The 21,059-nt window shown below is 68.0% G+C and carries 15 protein-coding genes; 9 read left to right on the forward strand and 6 right to left on the reverse strand.

Annotated features, from left to right (window positions below):
• The 5 genes from BIV23_RS29825 to BIV23_RS29845 all read right to left on the reverse strand — a co-directional run.
• A partial coding sequence (locus BIV23_RS29825; protein WP_143079144.1) for an ATP-binding cassette domain-containing protein occupies positions 1–438 on the reverse strand: 438 nt, incomplete at its 3' end.
• A 26-nt stretch (positions 439–464) separates the two neighbouring features.
• Positions 465–1,490, reverse strand: coding sequence for an ABC transporter ATP-binding protein (locus BIV23_RS29830; protein WP_071384097.1), 1,026 nt, complete (start codon positions 1,488–1,490; stop codon positions 465–467).
• 11 nt (positions 1,491–1,501) lie between these two features.
• Positions 1,502–2,485, reverse strand: coding sequence for an ABC transporter permease (locus tag BIV23_RS29835; protein ID WP_071384098.1), 984 nt, complete (start codon positions 2,483–2,485; stop codon positions 1,502–1,504).
• Positions 2,486–2,577: 92 nt separating this feature from the next.
• Positions 2,578–4,362, reverse strand: a complete 1,785-nt coding sequence (locus BIV23_RS29840; protein WP_071384099.1) for an ABC transporter substrate-binding protein — start codon at positions 4,360–4,362, stop codon at positions 2,578–2,580.
• A gap of 89 nt (positions 4,363–4,451) precedes the next feature.
• A complete protein-coding gene (locus tag BIV23_RS29845; protein WP_079173483.1) occupies positions 4,452–5,483 on the reverse strand; it encodes an ABC transporter permease in 1,032 nt (343 codons plus the stop codon).
• A 465-nt stretch (positions 5,484–5,948) separates the two neighbouring features.
• On the opposite strand from BIV23_RS29845, the gene BIV23_RS29850 reads away from it, so the two are divergent.
• From BIV23_RS29850 to BIV23_RS29870, 5 genes are read left to right on the forward strand one after another with little or no spacing between them, the layout of a single operon-like run.
• On the forward strand, positions 5,949–7,568 hold the full coding sequence (locus BIV23_RS29850) for a peptide ABC transporter substrate-binding protein (RefSeq protein ID WP_071384100.1): 1,620 nt from the start codon (positions 5,949–5,951) through the stop codon (positions 7,566–7,568).
• A 6-nt stretch (positions 7,569–7,574) separates the two neighbouring features.
• The gene (locus BIV23_RS29855; RefSeq protein ID WP_071384101.1) at positions 7,575–8,498 is read left to right on the forward strand and encodes an ABC transporter permease; all 924 of its coding nucleotides are present in this window, start codon (positions 7,575–7,577) and stop codon (positions 8,496–8,498) included.
• Positions 8,491–9,471 (forward strand): ABC transporter permease, encoded by a 981-nt coding sequence (locus BIV23_RS29860; RefSeq protein ID WP_071384102.1) that lies wholly within the window; start codon positions 8,491–8,493, stop codon positions 9,469–9,471. The genes BIV23_RS29855 and BIV23_RS29860 overlap by 8 nt, the downstream gene beginning before the upstream one ends.
• A gap of 7 nt (positions 9,472–9,478) precedes the next feature.
• On the forward strand, positions 9,479–10,462 hold the full coding sequence (locus tag BIV23_RS29865) for an ABC transporter ATP-binding protein (protein WP_071384103.1): 984 nt from the start codon (positions 9,479–9,481) through the stop codon (positions 10,460–10,462).
• Complete coding sequence (locus BIV23_RS29870) at positions 10,446–11,540, forward strand: ABC transporter ATP-binding protein (protein WP_071384104.1); 1,095 nt, start codon at positions 10,446–10,448, stop codon at positions 11,538–11,540. Before BIV23_RS29865 ends, BIV23_RS29870 begins: the two co-directional genes overlap by 17 nt.
• Before the next feature lie 150 nt (positions 11,541–11,690).
• On the opposite strand, the gene BIV23_RS29875 is transcribed toward BIV23_RS29870, so the two are convergent.
• Positions 11,691–13,811, reverse strand: a complete 2,121-nt coding sequence (locus BIV23_RS29875; protein WP_071384105.1) for a S9 family peptidase — start codon at positions 13,809–13,811, stop codon at positions 11,691–11,693.
• 164 nt (positions 13,812–13,975) lie between these two features.
• On the opposite strand from BIV23_RS29875, the gene BIV23_RS29880 reads away from it, so the two are divergent.
• From BIV23_RS29880 to BIV23_RS29895, 4 genes are all read left to right on the forward strand, one after another.
• Positions 13,976–14,170 (forward strand): hypothetical protein, encoded by a 195-nt coding sequence (locus tag BIV23_RS29880; RefSeq protein WP_071372972.1) that lies wholly within the window; start codon positions 13,976–13,978, stop codon positions 14,168–14,170.
• A gap of 89 nt (positions 14,171–14,259) precedes the next feature.
• Positions 14,260–17,865 (forward strand): DEAD/DEAH box helicase family protein, encoded by a 3,606-nt coding sequence (locus tag BIV23_RS29885; protein ID WP_071384246.1) that lies wholly within the window; start codon positions 14,260–14,262, stop codon positions 17,863–17,865.
• Positions 17,862–19,472 (forward strand): restriction endonuclease subunit S, encoded by a 1,611-nt coding sequence (locus BIV23_RS49010; protein ID WP_143079145.1) that lies wholly within the window; start codon positions 17,862–17,864, stop codon positions 19,470–19,472. The genes BIV23_RS29885 and BIV23_RS49010 overlap by 4 nt, the downstream gene beginning before the upstream one ends.
• Positions 19,469–21,052, forward strand: a complete 1,584-nt coding sequence (locus BIV23_RS29895; RefSeq protein ID WP_071384107.1) for a type I restriction-modification system subunit M — start codon at positions 19,469–19,471, stop codon at positions 21,050–21,052. The genes BIV23_RS49010 and BIV23_RS29895 overlap by 4 nt, the downstream gene beginning before the upstream one ends.
• The last annotated feature ends 7 nt before the right edge of the window (positions 21,053–21,059 follow it).

Raw genomic sequence — 21,059 nt, forward strand, 5'->3', positions numbered from 1 at the left:
GCCCACGATCTCCAGGAGTTCACGGACCCGGTTCTCGCGGCCGCCCTTCGGGTCGATGCCGTTGATCTCCATCGGACCGGAGATGATCTTGCCGACCGTCTGCCGCGGGTTCAGCGAGGCGTACGGGTCCTGGAAGATCATCTGGATCTCGGAGCGGATCGGCGCCAGCTCCTTGCGGCCCGCGTGCGTGATGTCCTGCCCGCGGTAGCTGATCTTGCCGCCGGTCGGTTCGAGGAGGCGGGTGATCAGCCGGCCCGTGGTCGACTTGCCGCAGCCGGACTCGCCGACGAGGCCCAGGCTCTCGCCCTCGGCCACCTGGAAGTCCAGGCCGTCGACCGCCTGCACCGCGCCGACCGTACGGCGGATGGGGAAGCCGCCCTTGATCGGGAAGTGCTTCGTCAGCCCGGAGACGTCCAGGAGGGGGTTCGTGTTGCTCATGGTCGTGAAGTCCCGTCTGGTGTCCGTCAGTTGTGCCGGGTTCCGGCGAAGTCGGCGAAGAGGTCCTGCTTCTGCTCCGCGGTGAGGAGGCAGGCGGAGCCGCGGCCCTCGACCACGTCGAGCTTGGGTCGCTCGGTGGAGCACCGGCCGTCCGACACCTTCTCGGCGAACGCGCAGCGCGGGTGGAAGCGGCAGCCGGACGGCGGGTTGAGCAGGGAGGGGGGCGAACCCGGGATCGGGGTCAGGGGTACGTCCACCGAACCGTCCAGGGTCGGCATGGAGTTCAGCAGACCCAGGGTGTAGGGGTGGTCCGGGGTGCTCAGCACCTGCTTCTTGGTGCCGCGCTCCACGCACCGGCCGCCGTACATCACCAGCACGTCGTCCGCGATGTCGGCGATGACGCCGAGGTCGTGGGTGATGAAGATGATGGCGGTGCCGAACTCCTGCTGGAGGTCCTTGAGCAGGTCCATGATCTGGGCCTGGACCGTCACGTCGAGGGCCGTGGTCGGCTCGTCGGCGATCAGCAGCTCGGGGTCGCAGACCAGTGCCATGGCGATCATCGCGCGCTGGCGCATACCGCCGGAGAACTGGTGCGGGTAGTCGTCCACGCGGACGTCCGGCTGCGGGATGCCCACGCGGCGCAGCATCTCGATCGCCCGGTCCCGGGCCTCCTTCTTGGAGGCGCCGGTGTGCTTGCGGTACGTCTCGGCGATCTGCGCGCCGACGGTGTGGTACGGCGACAGCGAGGCCAGCGCGTCCTGGAAGATCATGGACATCTTGTTGCCGCGCAGCTTTTCCAGGTCCCGCTCGCCGGCGGTCAGCAGTTCCTGGCCGTCGAGCAGGATCTCGCCTTCGAGGGTGGTGTGCTCGCGGTTGTGCAGACCCAGGATCGCCAGGTTCGTGACCGACTTGCCCGAGCCGGACTCGCCGACGATGCCGAGCGTCTTGCCCTTCACCACGTCGAAGGAGAGCCCGTCGACGGCCTTGACGACACCGTCCTCGGTGGAGAAGTGCACATGCAGATCACGGACGGAGAGGAAGGGGGTGCTCACGGTTTCTCTCCTTACGCGAGGCGCACGCGCGGGTCGATGACGGCGTAGATCGCGTCGACGATGATGTTGAACACGACGATCGCGGCGGCGGCCACCAGGATCACGCCGAGCAGCATGGGCAGGTCGTTGTCGCGCACGGCCTTGATCGACAGGGCGCCGATGCCGTGCAGACCGAAGGTCTGCTCGGTGATGATCGCGCCACCGAGGAGCGTGCCCAGGTCGATGCCGAAGATGGTCACGATGGGGGCCATCGCACCCCGCCAGGCGAACCGGAAGAACACCGTGCGCCGGGACAGGCCCTTGGCGCGCGCGGTGCGGACGTAGTCCTCGCTGAGCGTCTCGACCAGCTGCGAGCGGGTCATACGGGTGTAGTTGGCGGTGAAGATGATCGCCAGGACCAGCCACGGCAGGAGCAGGCCGCCGAACCACGCCGCCGGGTCCTGGGTGAAGCCCGCGTGGTCGTTGGGGCGGGTGACGAGGTGCCACTGGTCCGAGAGGTAGTACATCGCGATGATGCCGACGATGTAGATCTGCAGCGAGGACCCGATCAGGGAGGCCGAGGAGGCGATCTTGTCGAGGGCCTTGCCCTGCTTGACCGCGGCGATCATGCCCGTGCCGACACCGAAGATCACGAACACCACGGCGGCGCCGATGGAGAGCCCGATCGTGGTCGGGAAGCGGTCGAGGATCAGGCTGAGGACCGGCGTCTGCGACTGGAAGGAGTAGCCGAGGCAGGGGGCCGAGCAGTGGCCGAAGGAGGAGTAGTCACGGCCCACGAAGATGCCTTCGAGCCAGTGCCAGTACTGCACCGGAATCGGATCGGCGATCCCCAGGTTGTGCCGCACCAGGTTCAGGGTCTGTGGTGTGCAGACCTTGCCGCAGGCCACTCGGGCGGGGTCGCGGGGCGCGACGTAGAACAAGAAGAACGTGATGGCGCTGATGATCAGAAGGATCACCGCTGCGCCGAGTGTCCGGCGGATGAGGAAGCGGATCATGGCGATGGGATTCCCTGGGGACGCCTGTGAGAGGGGCTATGGGGGGCGGGCGGGGCGCCGCGACGGGCGCCCCGCCCCTGGACCGGCAGGCGTCAGGCCTTGACGTACAGCTTGTACAGGACGAATGCGGAGAAGTTCGGGTCGAACAGCGCGCCGCCGACCTTGCTGCCGTGCAGGTAGAAGCGGCGCTGGAAGGTCTCGGGGATGATCGGCGCCTCTTGCGTCATGATCTTCTCGTCCAGCGCGGCCCAGGCATCGCCCGCCTTCGCCGGGTCGGTGATCAGGGCGTTCTGCTTGATCGCCTGGTTGATCCACGGGACGTTCAGCTGGGAGACGTTGTTCGAGCCGTTGGCGATGGTGGCACCGTCGAACAGCGGCTGGATCACGCTGTAGCCGGACGGCCAGTCCGGGGACCAGCCGAACCACATCACGTCGAACTGGTTGTTGATCTGCTGCACCTGGTCGTAGTAGCTGGTCGAGTCGACCGGCTTGATGACGGGGTTGAAGCCCGCCTCCTTCAGGGCGTTGGCGATGACGATCTTGGTCTTCTCGTACGCGCTCTCCCGGCCCTGGGGGTACGTGTAGACGATCGTCTGGCCGAGCTTGCCGGCCTCCTTCAGCAGCGCCTTGGCCTTGGCCGTGTCACCCTGCGGCTTCTTCAGCTTGCCGAAGACGTCCTGGTGGGCGTAGCCCAGGATGTCGGGGCTGAGGACGGAGGTGGCGTAGTCACCCGCGGACGGACCGCCGTAGATGCGGCGGATCTGCTCCAACGGCCAGGCGTAGTTGAGGGCCTGACGGACCTTCGGGTCGGTGATCCGCTTGCAGTTGATGGCGTAGTAGTACAGGCCGGTGAGCAGGCCGTTGATGGTGCGCTGCTTCAGGGCGGGGGTGGTCAGCACCTTCTGGATGCGCTCGGCGGGCACGCCGTTGTACGCCATGATCGTGTACTGGTCGTTGCCGCTGTCGGCGATCAGGCGGTCGGACTCCGGCAGCGACTCGACGCCGAACTCGAAGCTGAAGCTGTCCGGGTAGGCGTTGCGGATGGGGTCCGTCTTGGGGTCCCAGTGCGGGTTGCGGGCCATCTTCAGGGACTTGTCCGGCGCGTGGGCCGCCAGCTTGTACGGACCGCAGGACACCGGGTCCTTGTCGTACTTCTCCTTGGTGTCGTGCTTGACCGGCACGGCGCCGTAGGAGTGCATCGCCAGGATGAAGTTGAGCTGCGGCTGCGCGGTCTTCAGGTTGAAGGTGATGGTCTTCTTGGCGCTGTCGATGACGACGCCCTCGAGGTGCTTGCCGTCGTACGGGCCCTTGTAGACCGAACGGAAGTCGGCGGAACCGGTGAGCGCAGTCTGCAAGTACTGGGCGCCCTCGGTGGTGAAGGAGGCGAAGCCGCGCTCGATGCCGTGGCGGACGTCCTCGACGGTGAGGTCGCTGCCGTCCTCCCACTTCAGCCCGTCCTTCAGGGTGAAGGTCCAGGTCTTGCCGCCGTTGGACATGGTGCCGGTGTCGGTGGCGAGGTCACCGACCAGCTTCTGCGAGCCGTCGGGGGCGATCTTGTAGCCGGTCAGGCAGCGGACGTACAGGAGGGCCAGGGCGGAGTTCCACGCGAAGTAGATGCGCTGCGGGTCCAGGTGCGAGAAGTCGGAGGGGGACAGGCCGTTGATGTTGCCGCCCTTGACCGCGCCCTGGATCTCGGGGGCCGGGCCCTGGGAGTCCTGCGCGGTGCCGACGGTGACGTGCCCCGTGTACGTGTGGGTGCCCGCACCGTTGGAGGTGCTGTTCCCGCCGCCTCCGCCGCTGCTGCACGCGGAGAGGACCATGGAGCCGCCGGCCGCGACCGACGTGGCGATGACGAAGTTTCTGCGGGAAAGGGACATGGGTTCCTGATCCTGCTCTGTCGATGGGGAGATACGGACTGCTCCGGTGGTGGGCCCCGTCGCCCGCGCCGGAAGGTGGGAGGGACTGTTCAGCGCCTGGCCTTGGGGTCCAGAGCGTCGCGCACCGAGTCACCGAGAAGGTTGAAGGCGATGACGAAGATCACCATCGTCAGGCCGGGGAAGAGCATGTACGTGATGTCGGACTGGTAGTACTGGGCGCCGTACTGCATCATCACGCCCCAGTCCGGTGTCGGGTCCGACAGGCCGACGCCGAGGAAGGCGAGGCCGGCTTCCGTGGTCACGTACATCGGAAGGGCCAGGGTGGCCTGGATCAGGATCGGCGTCCACAGGTTGGGCAGCAGTTCCTTGAAGATGATGCGGGCCGGGGAGGCGCCGGTGACCTTGGCCGCCTCGACGAACTCCCGCTCGCGCAGGGCGAGTACCTCACCGCGCAGGAGGCGGGCGATGGACGCCCAGCCGAACGCCGTCATGATGGAGATGAGGCTGACGACGGTGAGCCAGGTCGGGGTCGCCTCGTTCGGGGCGACCAGGATGTTCAGCACCACAGGCCAGAACGAGATGAAGAACAGCGTCTGGGGGAAGGCCAGCAGGACGTCGATGATCCGGCCGACCAGGTAGTCCGTCTTGCCACCCAGGTAGCCGGCGGTGAGGCCGATGGCGATGCCGAGGCCGGTCACCAGCAGGGCCGTCGCCGTCGCGATCAGCAGCGAGTTGCGGATGGCGTAGAGCAGGAACGTGAAGACGTCCCGGCCCAGCTGGGGGTCGATGCCGAACCAGAAGTCGCCGCTCATGCCGCCGTTGGGCTTCACCGGGAAACCGAAGTCGTTGAGCAGGCTGGGGTCGTTCTGGCCGTACGTCGTGTACGGGTCCTTCCCGTACGCCTTGGCGATCAGCGGCGCGGCGATGCCGATGACGAAGAAGAAGATCACCACAAGGGCGGATATGACGCCCGTCCGGTCCCGCTTGAAGCGGATCCAGGCCAGGCGCCCCGGGGAGCGGCTCTCGGAGCCCTTGGGGTTGCCGGGCTTCGCCGATGCGGCGCTGTCTTCGTCGGTCACCTCGAGTGGGGCGGCCGGGGAAGGGGATGCGGGGGTGGTCATGATGCTCCGTGCCTTGTGGGTCAAGGCTCCGCAGGGCGCTCCCTACGGGCTACGCCGGACTTTTTCAACGCAATTCATTCAAGGTCAATAAATTCTCGGTCGCCTTGGTTGCGTCTTTACCTTATTTACTCGGGCTTGACTGTTCCGTAGCTACGCGGGTAGTGCGCTGTAATCAATCCGTGCTTCTCATCGGACCAATTGCGCAAAACAGTCAATGAGTTCGATATGCGGACGGTGGTGTGTCGACATGCGTACATCGACCCGTCTCAATCCAACGTTTCGGCATCGTTACACGAAGATCTGTTGCGCTCCTCCCGCAAGATCGTCCGACCGCCCGCGGACGGGTGCCTGCATTCGGCTGACGTGTCCCCCTAAAGGCCCCTCAATCCGGCGGCGCGCATGCGGAATGCTGGCAATCGTCCGATATTGACCGGTACCGGGTTGTTGATCGCGGAGGAGGCGGCCATGAGGGGAACAGCGCTCGCGCGATGGGCCGCCGGGGCGGGGGGCCTGGCGCTCGTCGCGACGGGCTGCGGGGGCGGCACCGGCGGCAGCGTCGGCACCGCCGTGCTCAGCTCCTCCTGGGGCGACCCGCAGAACCCGCTGGAGCCGGCCAACACCAACGAGGTGCAGGGCGGCAAGGTCCTCGACATGATCTTCCGCGGGCTGAAGAGGTACAACCCGCGCACCGCCCAGGCCGAGAACTGGGTCGCGCGGTCCGTCGAGACCACGGACTCGCAGAACTTCACCGTCAGGCTGAAGGACTGGCGCTTCTCCAACGGCGAGAAGGTGACCGCCCGCTCCTTCGTGGACGCCTGGAACTACGGGGCGAGCCTGCGGAACAACCAGAAGAACGCCTACTTCTTCGGCTACATCGACGGGTACGACAAGGTCCACCCGGGGAGCGGCACCCAGAGCGCCGACACCCTGTCCGGGCTCAGGGTCGTGGACGACCACACCTTCACCGTCCGGCTGAACCAGAAGTTCTCCGGCTTCCCCGACACCCTCGGCTACGCCGCCTTCGCCCCGCTGCCCCGCGCCTTCTTCACGCACCACGCGGCCTGGCTCGACAAGCCGGTCGGCGACGGCCCGTACACCATCGAGTCCTACACGAAGGGCTCGCAGATGACCCTGAGGAAGTGGGACGCCTACCCCGGCCCCGACAAGGCCCGCAACGGCGGCGTGACCCTGCGGGTCTACACCGACAACAACACCGCCTACACCGACCTGATGTCCGGCAACCTCGACCTCGTCGACGACATCCCCGCCGCCCAGCTGAAGAACGTCAGGAGCGACCTGGGCAACCGCTACATCAACACGCCCGCCGGCATCATCCAGACGATCGCCTTCCCCCACTACGACCCCGGCTGGAACAAGCCGGGCTCGCAGAAGGTACGCACCGGACTCTCCATGGCCATCGACCGGAAACAGATCACGCGGACCATCTTCCGCGGCACCCGTACCCCGGCCACCGACTGGACCTCCCCGGTGCTCGGCCTGGCCGGCGGCTACAAGCCCGGCCTGTGCGGCAGCGCCTGCGACTACCGCCCCGCCGAGGCCAGAAAGCTGATCAAGGAGGGCGGCGGGATCCCCGGCGGCCAGGTCAGGATCACGTACAACGCGGACACCGGTTCGCACAGACAGTGGGTGGACGCCGTGTGCAACTCCATCAACAACGCCCTCGGCAACGGCAGGGCCTGCGTCGGCAACCCCGTCGGCACCTACGCCGACTACCGCAACCAGATCGGGCAGCACAAGATGACCGGCCCCTTCCGCTCGGGCTGGCAGATGGACTACCCCCTCATCCAGGACTTCCTCCAGCCGCTCTACTACACCGACGCCTCCTCCAACGACGGCAAGTGGTCGAACAAGGACTTCGACCGGCTCATCGACCGGGCCAACGCCGAGACGGACCGGCCCAGGGCGATGGCCGACTTCCAGAAGGCCGAGGAGGTCGTCCGCGACGACATGGCCGCCATCCCGCTCTGGTACCAGAACGGCAGCGGCGGGTACTCCGAGCGGCTGTCCGACGTGGCGCTCGATCCGTTCAGCGTCCCCGTCTACTACGCGATCAAGGTCAGCTGAGCCGGCATGGGGCGCTACGTCGTCCGGCGACTCCTGCAGATGGTCCCGGTGTTCATCGGCTCCACGCTGCTGATCTTCCTCATGGTGAACGTGATGGGCGACCCCGTCGCGGGCCTGTGCGGCGAGCGGGCCTGCGATCCGGGCACCGCCGCCCAGCTGCGCCGCGAGTTCGGCCTGGACCAGCCCGTCTGGCAGCAGTACGCGACCTACATGGGGAACGTCTTCACCGGCGACTTCGGTACGGCGTTCAACGGGCAGAAGGTCACCGAGCTGATGTCGACGGCGTTCCCCGTCACCATCCGGCTGACCCTCGTCGCGATCGTCCTCGAAATCGTCATCGGCATCACGCTCGGCGTCGTGACCGGCCTGCGCCGCGGCCGCCCCGTCGACACCGGCGTCCTCCTCGGCACCCTGGTGGTGATCTCCGTCCCCACCTTCGTCACCGGCCTGCTGCTCCAGCTCCTCCTCGGCGTCCGGTGGGGCTGGATCAGACCGTCCGTCTCGCCGGCCGCCCCGGTCGACGAGCTGATCGTGCCGGGCCTGGTCCTCGCCTCGGTCTCCCTCGCCTACGTCACCCGGCTGACCCGCACCTCGATCGCCGAGAACAGACGCTCCGACTACGTCCGCACGGCCGTCGCCAAGGGCCTGCCCCGCCGCCGTGTCGTCGTACGGCACCTGCTGCGCAACTCGCTCATCCCCGTGGTCACCTTCATCGGCACCGACATCGGCGCGCTGATGGGCGGCGCGATCGTCACCGAGCGCATCTTCAACATCCACGGCGTCGGCTACCAGCTGTACCAGGGCATCCTGCGCCAGAACACCCAGACGGTCGTCGGCTTCGTGACGGTCCTCGTCCTGGTCTTCCTGGTCGCCAACCTCGTCGTCGACCTCCTGTACGCCGTACTCGACCCGAGGATCCGCTATGCCTGAGCAGCCGTACGAGCCCGAGCGCGCGATCGCCGGGACCGGCATGGGCGGCGCCATGGACCTCGCGGCGAGCGAGGCGACGACCCTGGAACCGGCGCCGGCCGGCCCGCTCGGCACAGGCCCGGTGGGCAAGCCCCGCTCCCTGTGGTCCGACGCCTGGCGCGACCTGCGCCGCAACCCGGTCTTCCTGCTCTGCGCCCTGGTCATCGTCTTCCTGGTCTTCGTCTCCCTGTGGCCCTCGGCGATCGCCTCCGGCTCCCCCCTGACCTGCGACCTGGCCCGGTCCCAGGACGGCCCGGGACCGGGCGCGCCCTTCGGGTACGACGGCCAGGGCTGCAACGTCTACACACGCACCGTCTACGGCGCCCGTACGTCCGTCACGGTCGGCGTGCTGGCCACCCTCGGGGTGTCCGTCCTCGGCTCCGTCCTCGGGGGTCTCGCGGGCTACTTCGGCGGCGTGTGGGACGCGATCCTGTCCCGGATCACCGACATCTTCTTCGCGATCCCGGTCGTCCTCGGCGGTCTCGTCCTCCTCTCCGTGGTGACCAGCAATACGGTCTGGCCGGTCATCGGGTTCATGGTGCTGCTCGGCTGGCCGCAGATCTCCCGCATCGCGCGCGGCTCGGTCATCACCGCCAAGCAGCACGACTACGTCCAGGCCGCCCGCGCCCTCGGCGCCTCGGACACCCGCATCCTGCTGCGCCACATCGCCCCGAACGCGGTGGCCCCGGTGATCGTGGTCGCCACCATCGCCCTCGGCACCTACATCGCCCTGGAGGCGACCCTGTCGTACCTCGGTGTCGGCCTCAAACCGCCCAGCGTTTCCTGGGGCATCGACATCTCCGCCGCCTCCCCCTACATCCGCAACGCCCCGCACGCCCTCCTGTGGCCCTCGGGCGCCCTGGCCGTCACGGTCCTGGCCTTCATCATGCTCGGCGACGCGGTCCGCGACGCTCTCGACCCGAAGCTGAGGTGATCGTGCCGTGCTGCTCGAAGTGCGGGACCTGCACGTGGAGTTCCGGACCCGGGACGGGGTCGCCAAGGCGGTCAACGGGGTGTCGTACGCCGTGGACGAAGGGGAGACGCTGGCCGTGCTCGGGGAGTCCGGGTCGGGCAAGTCGGTGACGGCGCAGGCCGTGATGGGGATCCTCGACACGCCGCCCGGCAGGATCACCGGCGGCCAGATCCTCTTCGAGGGACGGGATCTGCTGAGGCTGAAGGAAGAGGAGCGGCGGAGGATCAGGGGCGCCGACATGGCCATGATCTTCCAGGACGCCCTGTCGGCCCTCAACCCCGTGGTCAGCGTGGGCGACCAGCTCGGCGAGATGTTCGTCGTGCACCGGGGCATGTCGAAGAAGGACGCGCGGGCCAGGGCCGTCGAGCTGATGGAGCGGGTGCGCATCCCCGGGGCGGCCCAGCGGGTGCGGGACTATCCCCATCAGTTCTCCGGCGGCATGCGCCAGCGCATCATGATCGCCATGGCGCTCGCCCTGGAGCCCGCACTGGTCATCGCCGACGAGCCCACCACCGCCCTCGACGTCACCGTGCAGGCCCAGGTCATGGACCTGCTCGCGGAGTTGCAGCGCGAGTACCGCATGGGGCTCATCCTCATCACCCATGATCTCGGCGTCGTCGCCGACGTCGCCGACCGCATCGCCGTGATGTACGCGGGCCGCATCGTCGAGTCCGCGCCCGTCCGCGACCTCTACAAGGCCCCCGCCCACCCCTACACCCGGGGCCTGCTGGACTCCATCCCGCGCCTGGACCAGAAGGGCCAGGAGCTTTACGCCATCAAGGGCCTGCCGCCGAACCTGATGAACATCCCGCCCGGCTGCGCCTTCCACCCCCGCTGCCCGATGGCCCAGGACGTCTGCCGCACGGACGAGCCGGCCCTGTACGCGGTCTCCCCGGCCCGGGGCAGCGCCTGCCACTTCTGGAGGGAGTGCCTGCATGGCCCCGAGCAGTGAGCCGATCCTCCAGGTCAGCGGGCTCGTCAAGCACTACCCGCTCACCCGGGGCGTCCTCTTCAGGAAGCAGATCGGCGCGGTGAGGGCCGTCGACGGCGTCGACTTCACCCTCGGCCGGGGCGAAACCCTGGGCGTCGTCGGGGAGTCCGGCTGCGGCAAGTCCACGGTCGCCAAGCTGCTGTGCAACCTGGAACGACCGACGGCCGGGGCGATCCGGTTCAAGGGCGAGGACATCACCCGGCTGTCCGGCCGCGCCCTGAAGGCCGTACGCCGCAACATCCAGATGGTCTTCCAGGACCCGTACACGTCCCTCAACCCGCGCATGACCGTCGGCGACATCGTCGGGGAGCCGTACGACATCCACCCCGAGGCGGCCCCGAAGGGCGACCGCCGCCGCCGGGTCCAGGAGCTGCTGGACGTCGTCGGCCTCAACCCTGAGTACGTCAACCGCTATCCGCACCAGTTCTCCGGCGGCCAGCGCCAGCGCATCGGCATCGCCCGGGGGCTGGCGCTGCGCCCGGAGGTCATCGTCGCCGACGAACCCGTCTCCGCCCTCGACGTCTCGGTCCAGGCCCAGGTGATCAACCTGCTCGACCGGCTCCAGTCCGAGTTCGACCTCTCCTACGTCTTCATCGCCCACGACCTGTCGATCGTGCGGCACATCTCGGACCGGGTCGGGGTCATGTACCTGGGCCGGATCATGGAGACCGGCCGGGACGCCGAGATCTACGACCACCCCACGCACCCCTACACCCAGGCGCTCCTGTCGGCGGTCCCCGTCCCCGACCCCGAGGCCCGCGACCGGCGCGAGCGGATCATCCTCGCCGGTGACGTGCCCTCGCCGACGAACATCCCCTCCGGCTGCCGCTTCCGCACCCGCTGCTGGAAGGCCCGGGAGCGGTGCGTGGTGGAGGTCCCGGCGCTGGCGGTCCCGGAGGCCTTCCGGGGCGGCACGGGCTCGGCGGTCCACGACTCCGCCTGCCACTTCGCGGAGGAGCTCCGGGTGGTCCCGGCGCAGGGCGCCGCGGAAGGTCCCGCGCAGGGCGTGGCCGAGGAGAACGGCAGCGGGCCGGGATGACAACGGCAGCGGGCCGGGACGACTTGGCGCGTCCCGGCCCGCTCACGGCACCCGCACGGCCGTACGCTGTTCAGGATCCAGCGTCCGTATATCGGTACGGCTTCCGCGAAGTTGCCTGTGTGTTAACGCGGTTGGCGGGTGTTCGCGGGGCTATGCGATGCCCAGCGACCGCTTGAGGAAGTCCAGCTGGAGCCGGAGCAGGTTCTCGGCGACCGTCTCCTGCGGGGTCATGTGCGTCACCCCGGACAGCGGCAGGACCTCGTGCGGGCGGCCGGCGGCCAGCAGGGCGGAGGACAGCCGCAGGGAGTGGGCGACCACCACGTTGTCGTCCGCCAGGCCATGGATGATCATCATCGGGCGGTGCGGCTCGGCCGGGTCGACCAGGCCCGCGTCGTCCACCACCGAGTTGCGGCGGTAGACCTCGGGCCGCTCGCCCGGGTCGCCGAGGTAGCGCTCCTGGTAGTGGGTGTCGTACAGCCGGAGGTCGGTGACCGGCGCCCCGACGACCGCCGCGTGGAAGACGTCCGGGCGGCGCAGTGCCGCGAGCGCCGCGAGATAGCCGCCGAAGGACCAGCCCCGGATCGCCACCCGGCCCAGGTCCAGCGGGAACCGCTCGGCGAGCGCGTGCAGCGCGGCCACCTGGTCCTCCAGCGTGACGGCCGCGACCTCGTCCCGGATCGACTTCTCCCAGCCCGGAGAACGCCCCGGGGTGCCACGCCCGTCGGCGACGATCACCGCGAAGCCCTGGTCGGCGAACCACTGCGAGGTGAGGTGGGCGTTGTGCGCGGCGACCACCCGCTGGCCGTGCGGACCGCCGTAGGGGTCCAGCAGAACCGGCAGGGGCGTGTCCCCGGGGTAGTCCCGTGGCATAAGTACGGCGCACGGAATTCGACGTGCGCCCCCCTCGATCAGCGTCACCCTGGGGGACAGACCGGGATCTTCGGCGTACGACCGGACAGTGGCCACCGCCTTTCCGTCACGCAGCACCTGCACCCGGGCGCCGGGCCGCTCCAGGCTCGCGGACACGAGCACCGTCACATCCCCCGCACGCGTCGCCGTGTGCACACCGGGCTCCTGGGACACACGCTCCACACCCAGTTCGTTCACGCGGTACACATGAACTTCGCCAATTTCCCCGGCATGTGCCTCGTGGCCGGTCGAGGCGGAAACCAGCACGTCGCTCTCGCCCACGTCCAGCACCGCACGGATGTGCAACTGACCGCTGGTCAGGGGTCGTTCGCCGACCGCCAGGGCCCGGGTGCCGCCCTCGTCCACGATGCGGACAAGCTGCCCGGAGGGGCTCCAGCAGGGCACTCCGGGGAAAAGTTCCAGCCAAATCGGATCTTCGTCGGCGTGCACCATCCGCGTGGCCCCGGTGTCCGGATCCGCGGCCAGGAACAGCTGGCTGCGCTGGTCCCGCGCCTGCACCAGCAACAGCGGCGCACCCGCCGCTGACCAGTGCACACGCGCGAGATAGGGGTAGCGCTCCCGGTCCCAGCCGACCTCCGTACGCTCCCCGTCGAGGCCGAGCACGAACAGCCGTACGTCCGCGTTCGGGGTTCCCGCCGCCGGATACGCGACGTTGACCGGCTCACGCTCCGGGTGGGCCGGATCCGCGATCCACCACCGCTTCACCGGCGTGTCGTCCACGCGCGCCACGAGCAGTCGGCGCCCGTCCGGCGCCCACCAGAAGCCCTGCGAACGCCCCATCTCCTCCGCCGCGACGAACTCGGCGAGGCCGTAGGCGACGTGCTCCGACTCCGGTTCGGCGAGGGCCCGGTCCTGCTCCCCGTCCGCGCCCACGACCCGCAGGGCACCCCGCGCGACGTACGCGACATGCCGGCCGTCGGGCGCGGGGCGCGGGTCGATCACCGGCCCCGGGACCCGGAGTTCACGCGTGGTGCCGGCTCGCAGCTCGGCCGTGAAAAGCCGCCCTGACAAGGCGAAAGACGCCAGTTCCACGGCCGCGTCGGTGGCGTAGCCGACGATCCCGGCCCCGCCCTCCCGGCTGCGCTCGCGGCGCGCCCGCTCCTGCGCGGACAGTTCCTCGCGGGCGCCCGCGAGGAGCGCGCGCGGATCGGCGGCCGGCCGCTCGGTGCCGTCCGGAAGGTCCAGGATCCACAGGGAGTTGGCCCGGTCGTCGCCGGAGCCGGAGCGGAGGAACGCGACACGCGAACCGTCGGGCGCCACGGTGAACGAACGCGGCGCGCCGAGCGTGAACCGCTGTGTCCGGGCGTGCCGTCGGGGGAAGGAGTCAGCCTCGGTCGTCATACCCTGACCATATTGGCCATGCGCCCCCTTGTGCGGCCGTGCGCCGAGCGATGCGCGAGCACGCATAGTTATGATCACTACCGCTGTGTGGGTATGAACCCGCTGGCGTCCGTGTGGACTTGGTCAACTGATCCGGATCTGGCGATCTTTGGAGGTGAGCCGCCGTGGCACTCTCGATTTCGGCGGTGGTGCTGCTGGCGATCATCGTCTTCCTGCTGATCAAGAAGTCGGGGTTGAAGGGCGGGCACGCGGTCGTCTGCATGCTGCTCGGCTTCTACCTCGCCTCCTCGACCATCGCACCCACCATCAGCCAGCTGACGACGAACGTCGCGAGCATGATCGGCAGCATCAAGTTCTGACCGGTTCTGCTTCTGCCGGCTGCCTCACTTCGTAAGCTTGACCGTCCTGGGACGAGTGAGGCTGGGGGCAGCGGGTGGACGAGCAGGGCATGGACAGACGACTCCGGGAGCTGGCCAAGACGTCGCCCAACTTCGGGCGTCTGTACCGGCATCAACCACTCCTGGCGATCTACGGATCGCAGGCGGAGCTGACGGTGCTGAGCAACCCGAACGCCGCCTACGTCAGTGCCGGACAGTTCGGTGAGGTGCTGGCCGAGGAGTTCGTCACCCGTACGGGCACCCGCGTCGAGGGCACCCACCAGGTCGACCGCCTGAACGCACTGACGAGGGCCGGCGTCCTGGTCGGCTGGAGCCGTGATGCCCTCGACAAGCTCCGCAGGGGCCGGAACGACGCCGCGCACAACCACCTCTTCGACACGACGAAGGCCCTGGAAGCCCTGAAGCTGTGCTGGCAGCTCGGCGACCTGTTCGACCGGGCCCTGGGCGGCACGCGCACGGTGACGGCCTTCGTGCCGCCCACGCTGCCGGCCGAGGCGCCCTCGGTCTCCCCCGAAGAGCTCGCAGAGCTCCAGGAGGCCGTGGCGGAGCACCGCCGTACGCTCGCCGAGTCGCAGGTGAAACTCTCGGAGACCAGCGACCGCCTGGAGGCCGAGCGCCGTGCCCGCGCCAAGGCCGAGGAACTCATGGCCAGCGCGGAGCGGGCCAAGGTGACGTACGCCGCGGAGGTCGAGGACCTCCGGGCTCAGGTCGTTCAGCTACGGGCAGCGCACCAGCAGCAGTACGACCGTGAGCGCCTCCAGCCCCGCAAGATCGCCTCTGCCGCTCGCGACGCCATCGTGGAACGTGCTCAGCGACCCGCACCGCTCAACGAGGTCCAGGCACGGGCGAAGATCGACGCGATGCTCGTCAAGGCGGGCTGGGTGATCCAGGACAAGGCGGACGCGAACCCGCTGGACGAGCGCAGCAAGGGCGTAGCCATCCGCGAGTTCACCGTGGCGACGGGCCGCGCCGACTACGTCCTCTACGTCGACGGCAGGATCGTCGGCGTCATCGAGGCCAAGCGCGAAGGCACGCCGCTGGCCGGTGCGCTGGCCCAGAACGAGCGATACGCGGCGGGCGTGCTCAAGGAACACGCGATGGCCGTGTGGCGCCGCGAGGAGCCCTTCGCGTTCCGCTACGCCACCACCGGAGCGGAGACGTACTTCCTCAACCGGATCGACCCCGAGGCGCGCTCACGCGAGGTCTTCGCCTTCCACCGCCCTGAGACCTTCCTTGCGTGGATGCGGTACGCGGACGAGCACCCTGACGCGCCCACCTTCCGGGGGGCTCTGCGCACGAGCATGCCGCTGCTGGAGACGCACGGCCTGCGCATGGCCCAGGTCGATGCCATCACGGGCCTGGAGGAGTCTCTGGCGGCCGACCGTCCGCGTGCCCTCATCCAGATGGCCACGGGCGCGGGCAAGACCTTCACGGCGGTCACGGAGACCTACCGGCTCCTCCGCCACGCGGGCGCCCGCCGGATCCTCTTCCTCGTCGACCGCAACAACCTGGGCCGCCAGGCCCGCGCCGAGTTCGACAAGTACCGGACGCCCGACGAGAACCGGAAGCTGACCGACCTCTACAACGTCGACATGCTGGGCCGCACCGGGCTCCAGGAGACGTCCTCGGTCGTCGTCTCGACGATCCAGCGGATGTACGCGCTCCTCAAGGGTGAGCCGCTGACGGACGAGCCGGAGACGACGGACGAGCCGGAGAGCGAGGAGACGGCGGGAGGCCCGACGGGTTCCCCGCTGACCGAGACCTACGCGGCGGACGAACCGATCACCGTCGAGTACAACCCGGACGTGCCGATCGAGTCGTTCGACGTGATCGTCGTCGACGAGTGCCATCGCTCGATCTACGGCCTGTGGCGGGGCGTGCTGGAGTACTTCGACGCCCACCTCGTCGGTCTGACGGCGACTCCCACCCGCCAGACCAAGGGATTCTTCGACAACAACATGGTGTCGCAGTACACCTACGAGCAGGCCGTGGCCGACGGCGTCAACGTCGACTTCGACATCGTGCGCCTCAAGACGGACATTCGGGACGAGGGTGTCGTCGCGAAGATCGAGGCCGGAACGACGGTACGGATCCGCGACCGCCAGACCCGCGCCCAGCGCTACGAGGAGCTGGACGAGGACTTCACCTACGCCGCTCCGCAGATCGGCCGGACGGTCATCACGGAGGACGAGATCCGTGCCGTGCTGACGACGTACAGGAACAACTGGCAGCGGTGGTTCCCGGGCCGGGCCGATCTTCCCAAGACCCTGGTCTTCGCGGCGGGGGACGACCACGCCGAGGAGGTGCTGAAGCAGGTCAAGGAGGTCTTCGGGCGAGGTGACGAGTTCGCGAAGAAGATCACCTACCGGTCCCGGGCGAAGGGCGACGACCCCGACTCCCTGATCAACGACCTGCGCAACTCCCCCCGGCTGCGGGTCGCGGTCACGGTCGACATGATCGCCACGGGCACGGACGTCAAGCCGCTGGAGTGCGTGATATTCCTCCGGTCGGTCAAGAGCCCGGTGCTCTTCGAGCAGATGAAGGGGCGGGGTGCTCGCTCGATCGACGCGAACGAGCTGAAGGCGGTCACTCCGGAGGCGGCTTCGGACCTGAAGAAGGACCGTTTCGTCCTGATCGACGCCGTCGGTGTCACCGACTCCCCGTTGGTGGACGCCCGCCCGCTGATTCCGGCGGGCGAGCAGAAGGGCATCCCTCTGGCGAAGCTGCTGGAGAAGGCGGGCTCAGTGTCTCTGACCGCCGACGAGGCGGAGACGCTCGGCCGGCGCCTGTCGCGTATCGACCGCCAGCTGGATGACGCGGACAAGCAGCTGGTCGCCGAGGCCGCCGGAGGCGTCAGCCTGGCCGACCTGGCGCGTCGTATCGCGGACGCGGTGGACGTGGACACGCAGGATCGGGCCCGTCACGAGGGCGGCCCGGAGCTGGCCAAGAAGCTGGTCCGGGATGCGGTGGCTCCGCTCACCTCCCGGCCGGAGCTGCGCAAGCTCATCCTCGAAATCCGCCACCAGCAGGACCTGACGTACGACGAGACGACAGAGGTCCTGGTCACAGAGCTGCGCGAGATACCGCGGGAGGAGCGGGCCCGGAAGGAACTCGCGGAGTGGAACTCGTTGCTCGAAAAGGAGCAGCGGGACGAGAACGCGGCGATCCGGGTCGCCCTGGGCAGTGGTGCCCGAGTCAGTCCCCAGGAGGCGCGGAACGCGCTGAAGGAACTCGCGGCCAAGGTGCGAGCCACCAATCGCGCCTGGACGGCGACGGTCCTCTGGGACCACTACGAGCAACTCGGCAAAGCCGCGGCCGGCCCCGGCAAGGAGGCCGGCCTGGGCGACCTCATGCGCCTCATCCGCTACGAGCTCGGCGCGGACGACGAGCTTCGTCCATACCGTACGGTGGTCGAGGAGCGCTTCGAGGGCTGGCTGCTGCGGCAGCGGCAGGCGGGCGTGGAGTTCACCGAGGACCAGCTGTGGTGGCTGGACCGGATAAAGGACGCCATCGCCACCGACATCGGCATCGAGCCGGGAGACTTCGGACACGCACCTTTCTCCGAGCGCGGCGGAGGCCGGGGCTTCATGCGGGCGTTCGGGGACAAGGACAAGGCGCTGGAACTGTTGGATGAGCTGAATCAGGAACTGGCGTGAGTGTGAGCGCGGGCGTGGACGGGGACAGGGAGCTTCCGGCGGGGTGGGCTTGGGCGACGTTGGGAGACTTGCTTCACCGTATCGAGGCTGGCAAGTCGTTCACGTGCGAGCCGCGTCCGGCTCAGCTCAACGAGTGGGGCGTGGTCAAGGTCAGTGCTATGACCTGGGGGGAATTCAACGCTGAGGAGAACAAAGCCGTCCCGAAGGGGCGCGCATTTGACCCCGGCCACGAGATCTCTCCAGGTGATGTGCTGGTCAGCCGAGCCAATACGAAGGCGTATGTTGGGGCTCCTGTTCTCGTGGGCGCATGCCGCCCCAGGCTACTCCTGTCGGACAAGAGCCTGCGGCTTGTGCCGCGTGATGGCGTGAGTAAGCGCTGGCTAGTCCATTTTTTGCGCTCCCCCGAGGCCCGGTCGTACGTAGAGGCGAAGGCAAGTGGTACCAAGGACGCGATGCGCAATCTGTCGCAAGAGGCATTGAGGAGGATGCCGGTCCCTTTGCCGCCGCTCGCGGAGCAGCACCGTATTGTCGAGGCACTCGAAGAGCAGTTGTCGCGGCTTGAAGTGGCCCTCAAGTCCCTTGAATCTTCTGCCGCACGCAGCACGAGTCTGCGAAGGTCGCTACTAGTCAGAGCCTTCTCTGGGGTGCTGCTTCCGGATAACGGTGGCCCACGTTGTTCGGCCCGGCCGCTCTTGGAACGGGTAGATGCTCAAGTTTCCGCACATGCTGGGAAGAAGCGGTGGAGTCAGGAGTGCACTCCCGCGCAGGAGTGGTGCCGCGATCTTCCTGAGGGCTGGGAATGGAGGACGCTGGGATCGCTGGCGTTGCTGATTCAGTACGGTAGCTCGGCGAAGGCGGAGTCTTCGGCTGGCGATGGTGCTGTCCCCGTGATCCGGATGGGCAACATCCAATCAGGGGAAATCGTGCTGGATGACGTGAAGTACCTGCCTGGTGGGCATCCGGATGTCGAGCCCCTGCGACTTCTGGACGGAGACCTCCTTTTTAACCGCACCAATAGCGCTGAACTGGTCGGAAAATCCGCGGTGTACCGAGATGGTATAGGTGAGGCTGTATTCGCCTCCTACCTGATTCGTTGTCACCTCGCGGACGGGATCGATCCCGATTGGGTGAGCGCATACGTGAACAGTCCCGGTGGGAGAAAATACATCACATCGGTACTTTCGCAGCAAGTTGGCCAAGCCAACGTCAATAGCGCCAAACTCGCGAGTTTGCCGATTCCTGTTCCCTCTGCTGGAGAGCAGGCGAATATTATGGAAGCTCTGCGTGAGTGGTATCGCCTTCTAGGGCGGTCTGACAAGGCACGGGAAACTGCAAACCTTCGGGCTGGGCAACTGCGCAAATCGCTGCTCCGTGCAGCGTTTGCTGGCAGCCTCGTGCGGCAGTCGCCCGATGATGAGCCCGCCGCCGACCTCCTGGCCCGTGTCACTGCCGAGCGCGCTGCCCGACCCGAGGCCAAGCGTCCACGTACGGCCAGGGCGAAGAAGTTGACCAAGGCGCCCGCCCCACGAGCCGCCGAAGCATCCGCCTCCGCCCCCGAACCAACCCCCGCCCCCGCCCTCGCCGTACAGCAGGAGTTCGACCTGTGACCGCCGCCGCAGATGCCCAGCAGCCCGCCGAGAAGGCCAAGGTCGCTGCGCAGACCAACACCCTGGTCGCCAAGCTCTGGAACTACTGCAACGTCCTCCGCGACAACGGCATGTCCACCATCGAGTACGTCGAGCAGCTCTCCTACCTGCTCTTCCTCAAGATGGTCGACGAGATCGAGAACGATCCGTGGGACGGCCAGGACATGAGTGCCATCGTCCCCGCCGACTACAACTGGACGTCACTCGTCGGTAAGCGCGGCCCCGAGCTCGAGAAGCACTACCGCGACGTTCTCGAACACCTCGGCAGCCAGCCCGACACCACCATCGGCACGATCTTCGCCGACGCCCAGAACCGCATCACCAAGCCCGCCCTCCTCGAAAAGCTCGTGGTCGACCTGATCGGTCGCGAGGAGTGGACCGTCACCGGAACGGACCTCAAGGGCGACGCCTACGAAGGGCTCCTCGCCAAGGGCGCTTCCGACACCAAGACCGGCGCCGGCCAGTACTTCACGCCCCGCCCGCTCATCGACGCCATCGTCGACGTCGTTCAGCCCGACTCGGACGACACCATCACCGACCCGGCCTGCGGCACCGGCGGCTTCCTCATCGCGGCCCATTCCTACATCCGCAACCACCACATGAAGACCATGTCGCTGGACGAGCGCATGGCCTACGACAGCGGCCGGAAGATCTGGGGCAACGAGCTGGTCACGGGCACGGCCCGTCTCGCCGCGATGAACATGCTGCTCCACGGCATCGGCAAGAGCGACGGCCCCAGCCTCATCACCGTCGGCGACGCCCTCGCCGACAAGCCCAGCGGCAAGCACGCCACGCTGGTCCTCGCGAACCCTCCCTTCGGCCGCAAGTCCGCGATCACCGTGGTCGGTCAGGACGGCGAGGTCGAGAAGGAGGACATCCAGTACGATCGCGACGACTTCACGGCGACGACCACCAACAAGCAGCTCAACTTCCTGCAACACATCATGTCGCTCACGGCAGTTGGGGGACGCGCGGCAGTCGTTCTGCCTGACAACGTCCTCTTCGAGGGCGGCGCTGGCGAAAAGATCCGCCGCAAGCTGCTGGACGAGTTCGACCTTCACACCATCCTGCGACTGCCCACCGGCATCTTCTACGCAGGTGGCGTCAAGGCCAACGTGCTCTTCTTCGACAAGAAGGCCCCACGCGCCGACGGCAAGCCGCACACCACCGAGACGTGGGTCTACGACTTCCGCACCGGCCAGCACTTCACGATGAAGCAGCGGCCTCTCACCCGCGCTCATCTGGACGACTTCGTCACCGCCTACCGTCCCGGCGAGCCCGCTTCGGCCCGCGTCGAGTCCGAGGACGAGAACGGGCCGTTCAAGAAGTTCAGCTACGAGGACCTGGTCGCCCGCGACAAGGTCAACCTCGACATCACGTGGATGAAGGACCCCGCCCTCGACGACGCCGACAGCGGCCTGCCGCCCGAGGTGATCGCCGAGGAGATCGTCCGCGACCTCCAGTCCGCCCTGAACGAGTTCACGGCCATCGCCCGCTCCCTGGGCGGCGAGGTGGACGTACCGGAGGCCGAGGTCGAGTAACCGGCCC

The organism is Streptomyces monashensis (genome assembly GCF_001866665.1).
Classification (GTDB): domain Bacteria; phylum Actinomycetota; class Actinomycetes; order Streptomycetales; family Streptomycetaceae; genus Streptomyces; species Streptomyces monashensis.

Coding starts and splice junctions, on each gene's coding strand:
- BIV23_RS29850 (WP_071384100.1), top strand. CDS start 5,949: ATGAGGGGAACAGCGCTCGCGCGATGGGCCGCCGGGGCGGGGGGCCTG.
- BIV23_RS29835 (WP_071384098.1), bottom strand. CDS start 2,485: ATGATCCGCTTCCTCATCCGCCGGACACTCGGCGCAGCGGTGATCCTT.
- BIV23_RS29860 (WP_071384102.1), top strand. CDS start 8,491: ATGCCTGAGCAGCCGTACGAGCCCGAGCGCGCGATCGCCGGGACCGGC.
- BIV23_RS29845 (WP_079173483.1), bottom strand. CDS start 5,483: ATGACCACCCCCGCATCCCCTTCCCCGGCCGCCCCACTCGAGGTGACC.
- BIV23_RS29855 (WP_071384101.1), top strand. CDS start 7,575: ATGGGGCGCTACGTCGTCCGGCGACTCCTGCAGATGGTCCCGGTGTTC.
- BIV23_RS29875 (WP_071384105.1), bottom strand. CDS start 13,811: ATGACGACCGAGGCTGACTCCTTCCCCCGACGGCACGCCCGGACACAG.
- BIV23_RS29885 (WP_071384246.1), top strand. CDS start 14,260: ATGGACAGACGACTCCGGGAGCTGGCCAAGACGTCGCCCAACTTCGGG.
- BIV23_RS29840 (WP_071384099.1), bottom strand. CDS start 4,362: ATGTCCCTTTCCCGCAGAAACTTCGTCATCGCCACGTCGGTCGCGGCC.
- BIV23_RS29870 (WP_071384104.1), top strand. CDS start 10,446: ATGGCCCCGAGCAGTGAGCCGATCCTCCAGGTCAGCGGGCTCGTCAAG.